At 29.6% G+C, this 1,451-nt stretch carries 1 protein-coding gene; it reads right to left on the bottom strand.

Annotated elements, in window-relative coordinates:
- Position 1 precedes the first annotated feature (1 nt).
- Entirely contained in the window at positions 2-1,408 is a 1,407-nt protein-coding gene (lacG, locus tag ACO409_RS10920; protein WP_146960696.1) for a 6-phospho-beta-galactosidase, read from the bottom strand.
- Between the last annotated feature and the right edge of the window lie 43 nt (positions 1,409-1,451).

The raw sequence follows: 1,451 nt of genomic DNA, 5'->3' as shown, positions 1-1,451 counted from the left end.
ATTATTCAACTTCTTTTGTTTCTGCAACTTTTTTATACCAATATGCACTCTTCTTAGGATAACGTTTTTGTGTTTCAAAATCTACGTAGAATAATCCGTAACGTTTTTCATATCCATTTGACCAAGAGAACACATCCATCAATGACCATAAGAAATATCCTTTTACATTAGCTCCATCTTTTATGGCATCTGAAATGATTTCTAAATGTTGTCTTATATAATCAATTCTAGCATCATCATATACTGTATTATCTTCAAAAACATCTTTATATCCTAAACCATTTTCAGTAATATAGATTTTTTTGTAGTTTGGATAATCTCTTTTAACTCTAAAAATTTGATCATAAAGACCTTTTGGATAAATTATCCAATCCCAGTCAGTTCTAGGAATACTTTCGTTAGCTTTTCTTTGTCCTATACCTTTTAATTGATATTTAGAACTTCCTTTATTCCCAGTAGCATTATGAACAATTTCATTTTCACCATCGTATTCAGTCATCCAATCACTCATATAATAATTTATTCCAAGGAAATCATTTAAGTCTTTTGCAGCTTTTAATTCTTCAAAATCTTCTTCTCTTAAATCTAATTTTCCACCATTAACTTTTAAAATATGATTTACACCTTCCATTGTTTCTTTTGAATATTCACCTTTAAAAGTAGCATCTAAAATAAATTTATTATGAATGATGTCATCCAATTCAGCGGCTCTAACATCTCCAGGATTATTTGGATCATAAGGATATTTTGTTGGCAATGCGCAAACCATTCCTATTTCTCCGTGATAGCCATTTTTCTTAAATAAATTAACTGCTTTTGCATGTGCTAAAACCATATTGTGGTGTGATTGAAATAATTTTTCAAAATCATATTTTATTCCTGGAGGGAATTTCCCAACAAGATATTGTCCTTCTCCAATAGGTCCTATTTCATTAAATGTTGTCCAGTAATTTACTTCAGTAAATTCTTCAAAACAAAATTTAGCATAATTTAAAAAATGTTCTATATTTTCACGATTTAAAAAGTCTCCATTTGAATGTAAAACTTCTGGTGTATCAAAATGATGAAGCGTTATAAAAGGTTCAACCTTTCTTTTTTTACATTCAGCAAATAATTTGTGGTAAAATTCTACTCCTTTAGGATTTACTTCTCCATATCCATTTGGGAAGATTCTAGACCATGCAATTGAAATTCTTATTCCATTTATTCCAAATTCTTCACAAAGTTTCAAATCTACTGGATATTGATTGTAAAAATCACTTGCTGGCTCAGCTGTGTACCAATAATTTTCTTCCAAAAAAGTATCCCAAGCCACACGACCTTTACCATCTGTTTTTGTTGCACCTTCAGCTTGATATGCTGCTGTTGCTCCACCAAAAATAAAATCTTCTGGTAATCTTTTTGACATAATTAAACCTCCATAATTATATAAAACTACTACTATTACTTAG

It is taken from the genome of Leptotrichia sp. (genome assembly GCF_057270615.1).
The sequence above is the reverse complement of the archived record's forward strand: the minus strand, read 5'-3'. Positions and strand labels throughout refer to the sequence as shown.